The organism is Okeania sp. SIO2F4 (assembly GCF_010672385.1).
GTDB lineage: Bacteria > Cyanobacteriota > Cyanobacteriia > Cyanobacteriales > Microcoleaceae > Trichodesmium.
In genome coordinates, this window is record NZ_JAAHGT010000703.1 from 1 (window position 1) to 5,186 (window position 5,186).

The 5,186-nt window shown below is 38.8% G+C and carries 5 protein-coding genes; 3 read left to right on the forward strand and 2 right to left on the reverse strand.

The window, feature by feature from the left end; translation table 11 throughout:
* The first annotated feature begins 109 nt into the window (after positions 1-109).
* The 3 genes from F6K22_RS30835 (at position 110) to F6K22_RS30845 (ending at position 2,796) form a co-directional block, all read left to right on the forward strand.
* The gene (locus F6K22_RS30835; protein WP_293107024.1) at positions 110-832 is read left to right on the forward strand and encodes a pyridoxine 5'-phosphate synthase; all 723 of its coding nucleotides are present in this window, start codon (positions 110-112) and stop codon (positions 830-832) included.
* A 443-nt stretch (positions 833-1,275) separates the two neighbouring features.
* Positions 1,276-1,617 carry an MgPME-cyclase complex family protein gene (locus F6K22_RS30840; protein WP_293107031.1) on the forward strand — a complete coding sequence of 114 codons (342 nt, stop codon included), beginning with the start codon at positions 1,276-1,278 and terminating at the stop codon, positions 1,615-1,617.
* Between the two features lie 501 nt (positions 1,618-2,118).
* The gene (locus F6K22_RS30845) at positions 2,119-2,796 is read left to right on the forward strand and encodes a hypothetical protein (protein WP_293107026.1); all 678 of its coding nucleotides are present in this window, start codon (positions 2,119-2,121) and stop codon (positions 2,794-2,796) included.
* Here F6K22_RS30845 and F6K22_RS30850 read toward each other — a convergent pair.
* Positions 2,793-3,248 carry a divergent PAP2 family protein gene (locus tag F6K22_RS30850; RefSeq protein WP_293107028.1) on the reverse strand — a complete coding sequence of 152 codons (456 nt, stop codon included), beginning with the start codon at positions 3,246-3,248 and terminating at the stop codon, positions 2,793-2,795. The genes F6K22_RS30845 and F6K22_RS30850 overlap by 4 nt on opposite strands.
* A gap of 9 nt (positions 3,249-3,257) precedes the next feature.
* The gene (gene crtE, locus F6K22_RS30855) at positions 3,258-4,208 is read right to left on the reverse strand and encodes a geranylgeranyl diphosphate synthase CrtE (protein ID WP_483244176.1); all 951 of its coding nucleotides are present in this window, start codon (positions 4,206-4,208) and stop codon (positions 3,258-3,260) included.
* Positions 4,209-5,186 lie beyond the last annotated feature (978 nt).

Consider the following 5,186-nt stretch of genomic DNA (forward strand, 5'->3'; position numbering starts at 1 on the left):
GTCTTGTTTCTATAATTTGGAAAATCTTAGAAAACTTTGAGGTTTAACACTGATAATATAATTAAATACCTGTGCAAAATTAATTTAACCTTTTTAGGAGAAGAAAAAATTGCCCACTCTTGGTGTCAACATCGACCACGTTGCCACAATTAGACAAGCGCGACAAACTGTAGAACCTGACCCAGTAGCAGCAGCAGTTTTAGCTGAACTAGCTGGTGCTGATGGTATTACTGTCCATCTGCGCGAAGACCGTCGCCATATTCAAGAACGAGATGTCCGTATTCTCCGACAAACGGTACGGACTCATTTGAATTTAGAAATGGCCCCTACTGATGAAATGGTGGCGATCGCTCTGGAAATTAAACCAGACTATATTACTCTTGTACCAGAACGCCGGGAAGAAGTTACTACGGAAGGGGGTTTGGATGTGGCTGGAAATCTTCCCCAGATGAGGCAAGTTGTAGCCCAGTTACAGGGGGCGGGTATTCCTGTAAGTATGTTTATTGATGCAGAAAAAGCACAGATAGAAGCTTCTGCCGAAATTCAGGCCAAGTTTATTGAACTCCATACAGGATGTTATGCTGAAGCTGAGGATGAGGCCACACGTCACAAAGAATTGACTGTTTTGGCAGATGGATGCAAAATAGCGATCGCTGCTGGTCTCCGAGTAAACGCTGGACATGGCCTCACCTATTGGAATGTTTATCCAATTGCTTGTTTAGAAGGTATGGAAGAACTTAACATTGGTCATACAATTATTTCTAGGGCGGTACTCGTGGGTATGGAGCGAGCTGTCCGTGAAATGAAACTGGCTATTCAAGGCCAGTTCTAATTACCGAATTTTTCGGTCTAAAGCCTTGCCCTTAAAAAAGCAGTAAGCACTCAGCACTCAGCAAGATTATTTTTCTAAAGTTTAGAAGGGGTTTCAACCCCGACTCGATAATCTTGTGCTTGGGGTTGCAGAGGATTTTAACCCAAGCTCAAAAAGCTGAAGGCCGAAACTCCGACCCAGGAGGCTAGCTAAATGCTTTTAGCTGATAGGTAGTTAAGCGGGCAATTTTTTGGTTGATTAAAGATAAGGACATAAGGTATAGTATTGTTGTCGCGGGTAGGCAATCCGAGACATTAAACGGACACAGAGGGAAGCGTCAGACTACTTTGTACTGGTAGCAGCACCTGATGAAACGTCAACTCACCGAGGAGCTACGGCTCGGTAGGGATCTTCGTGTCTAACCGCCGGAGATGATGTCAATAATTTCTTATTTATTGATGGAAATGGAAACTTACTATTACGTCTTAGCTAGTAAAAAATTTTTACTGGAGGAAGAACCCCTCGAAGAAGTATTCAGGGAGCGAACAAGAGATTATCACGAGAAGGAAAAAGAAATTGATTTTTGGTTAATTGCTGAACCTGCTTTTTTAGAAGCTCCTGAAATGGCTAGTACTAAAGAAAAATGCCCTCAACCTGCTGCAGCGATTATTTCTACTAATCCTAAATGTATAGATTGGTTTAAATTACGCTTGGAATTTGTAATTAGGGGAGAATTTCAAGCACCTTCAGACACTATTCCTCAACCTTTGGCTTCTCTGGCATCAACTTCTACGAAAGATTCTTAGATTAGGGGTTGCTGATTAAAGGTCAAAGTGCTCATAGATAAAGACTTTAGCATCTTTTTTGTCGAAAAAATTTCCAGCTTTTAGGTTGCTATGAGCTACAATAAAGTTAGCATTTTGGACAGACAAGGACAGAAAAATCAACGGACAATTCTTCCGACTACCTCCTCTATAATTCCCATTTCTCCTAACTACTCCCTAATTAGAGAATAGGCAAAATAGCCTCCTTAACTATGTAAGCATTCAGCCGTCTGCTATTAGCTAGCCTCTTGGGTCGGAACTACATTTTTCATGTCGCGTAGCGAAACAGCTATGGGTTATTAACTTATTGTCACATTGTCACATTGTCACATTTATGAAAAATTAGTCTCCAAGGAGAATTTAAGAGTTATGAATGAAATTGGTCATCAGCCAACCTTATTAGTTATTACTTTTAAAAGCTGAGAGCTGAGAGCTGAGAGCTAATAGCTGAATGCTTACTTGACTATTAACCATTTTTTCGCAATGACTAATACTCAAGTGCAATTGAATAAACCTTGGTTGGGGAGGCTAAAAACTGTAATAGCCTCAACTTTTTTATTATTGTCATTTTTGACAATTGAAGAAAAATATGCTATAGCCATTGAAGATTGTCAATCTCCTGCCATTGATGAATACTTATTAGTCATAGTTACAGAGACACCTGCAAATCAAGATATAGTTCGTCGTAGTCTGCCACCAGATATTACAATAGATATCTGTCGCTACATTGACCAGACTGTTAGTAGTATCCGAGGCTTTGATGACCAAGATGTAGCGAGTGATTGGGCAAGATATATTCAAGATATTGTCGGGTTGCGTGCCTATGTAGTTAGACCGAGTGAGGAAACAGAACTCCCTGATGGTCCTTTACCTGCACCTCCAGAAATAGGCTTTAATCCTCAACCTTTGGGTAGCGGTTATGCTGTTTTAGTTGATTATAATAATCAACCAGAAATAGCTTTACAGTTGGAAAGAAGTTTAGGGCGTAATGTAGGTTTAGCTGCTTATGGGCAAAAACCTTTTCTATTAGTAACCTATACACGGGGACGTCGAGCTGCGACAAATAGTATGTTCAATTTAAGCGATCGTGGATTTTTAGCTTTTGTTGTAGATAGTAGTAGGGTGACATTAATTAGTCCTAGAATTAAATTAACTAATTAATAACTGAAACTAGCGAGCCAAGATACAACTACTCCCAGACAAAAACCTGCTATGACCTGTACAGGAGTATGACCTAACAACTCTTTGAGACGGTCTTGATTAAGATGATGGTCTTCCTGGAATAATTCATCTATAATTTGATTAAGAATTCGAGCTTGTAATCCTGCTGCTTGACGAACTCCTGCTGCATCATACATCACAATAATTGCAAAAACTAAAGCAAGGGCAAACTCTGGACTAGCCCAACCCTTTGTCTGACCTACTCCTACTGCCAATGCTGCTACAAATGCAGAATGGGCACTAGGCATTCCCCCACTCGTAAATAAAGCTTGTAAATTAATCTTGTGATGTTGAACTAACTCTACTACTATCTTCAAAAATTGAGCCATGATACAAGCTAGGAGAGCAACCCATAGAACGTAATTGTCCATTATTTCGCCAATATTCTGCATATTGCACCCCTAGTTACTGCGGCTGATAATAAAATCTGCTAAAGCTATTAGTGGCATTGCCTTTTCTCCAAAAATTTCTAACTCTGCCTTGGCATTCTGAACCAGTATTTGAGCTTGACAGCGAGATTTTTCTAATCCCCAAATTGCTGGATAGGTTGCTTTTTGAGCCTCAAGATCCTTTCCAGCAGTTTTTCCTAGCTCTTCTGTAGTAGCAGTAATATCGAGAATATCATCAACTATTTGAAAAGCCAAACCAATATTTTGAGCATAGCGAGAAAGTCTCTGTAGATTAGTTTGGGATGCACTCGCAAGTAGAGCACCAGAAACTACACAAGCTTCTAAAAGAGCGCCTGTTTTATGAGTATGGATAAAATGTAGGGTTTTTTCAGATACCTGTGAGAGACCCTCGGAAGCTAAGTCCACTACTTGGCCTCCAACTAACCCTGCTGCTCCGACTGCTTTTCCCAACTGAGCAATCACTTGTAGAACTTGTTGTGGTAGTACATCCTTAGTTTGAGTAGCTACAAACTCAAAGGCATAACTTAATAAACCATCTCCTGCAAGAATTGCAATATCTTCACCATAAACTTTATGATTGGTTAACTTGCCTCGGCGATAGTCATCGTTATCCATTGCAGGTAAATCATCATGGATTAACGACATGGTATGAATCATCTCTAATGCACAGGCAGTAGGCATTGCCATTTCTATATTTCCACCTGATAATTCACAGGTCGCCAAACAAAGAATTGGACGTAAGCGCTTACCACCTGCTAGTAGGGAATAGCGCATTGCCTCATAGATTTTTTCTGGGTAGACTACGCTGATAGAACTGTCAAGAGCTTTTTCAACTAGAGCTTTTCGCTCTGCTAAATAGTTAGATAAGTCAAAGGTTGTATCTATTTGAAATTGAGGGAGCATGAGATTAATCTGGTGGCCAGTCTTTGGCATTAGCACCATAGATTATACACTTTATTGGTTTCAATCCCTAAATTTATTTGTTTGAAGAAGAAGAAAGCAAAAAGGCAGAAAGGAATTATAAGTAGGGGTTGCTGATTAACTCTCAAAGGATTTACAGATAAAGGCTTTAGCCCTTATTATGTGAAAAAAGTGCCAGCTTTTCGGTCGAAAAAGCTCAAAAAGTTAGAATTTTGAGCAGACAAGGGCAGAAAAATCAAGGAACAATTCTTCAGACTACCTCCTATACAATTCCTATTTCTCCTGAGTTATATCCTCACTCATAAGACTTTTTCCGCAAACCCTAAGTAGTGCCGTGTCAAGTCTTAAATGTTACTTTAGCAAAATGGTACGATCCTGATATAATTTCTCGCTAGTTCAGGGAAAAACCCTAGATATATAGTTGTTAAAAACTATAGCGCTACAGTAAATTTAGTATTTATCTGTGATGAGAAGTATTGGTAAGTGACACAAGTAATAGAAAAGGTAGAACAGAAATTATCAGGAATTAACTTGAGGATACAGTCCTAGTCGAAATATAATTTCTCTCTAGTTCAGGGAAAAACCCTAGATATATAGTTGTTAAAAACTATAGCGCTACAGTAAATTTAGTATTTATCTGTGATGAGAAGTATTGGTAAGTGACACAAGTAATAGAAAAGGTAGAACAGAAATTATCTAGATATATAGTTGTTAAAAACTATAGCGCTACAGTAAATTTAGTATTTATCCCTGATGAGAAGTATTGGTAAGTGGCACAAGTAATAGAAAAGGTAGAACAGAAATTATCAGGAACTAACTTGAAGATACAGTCCTAGTCGAAATATAATTTCTCTCTAGTTCAGGGAAAAACCCTAGATATATAGTTGTTAAAAACTATAGCGCTACAGTAAATTTAGTATTTATCCCTGATGAGAAGTATTGGTAAGTGGCACAAGTAATAGAAAAGGTAGAACAGAAATTATCAGGAACTAACTTGAA

Coding starts and splice junctions, on each gene's coding strand:
- F6K22_RS30840 (WP_293107031.1), top strand. CDS start 1,276: ATGGAAACTTACTATTACGTCTTAGCTAGTAAAAAATTTTTACTGGAG.
- F6K22_RS30845 (WP_293107026.1), top strand. CDS start 2,119: ATGACTAATACTCAAGTGCAATTGAATAAACCTTGGTTGGGGAGGCTA.
- F6K22_RS30850 (WP_293107028.1), bottom strand. CDS start 3,248: ATGCAGAATATTGGCGAAATAATGGACAATTACGTTCTATGGGTTGCT.
- crtE (WP_483244176.1), bottom strand. CDS start 4,208: ATGGTGCTAATGCCAAAGACTGGCCACCAGATTAATCTCATGCTCCCT.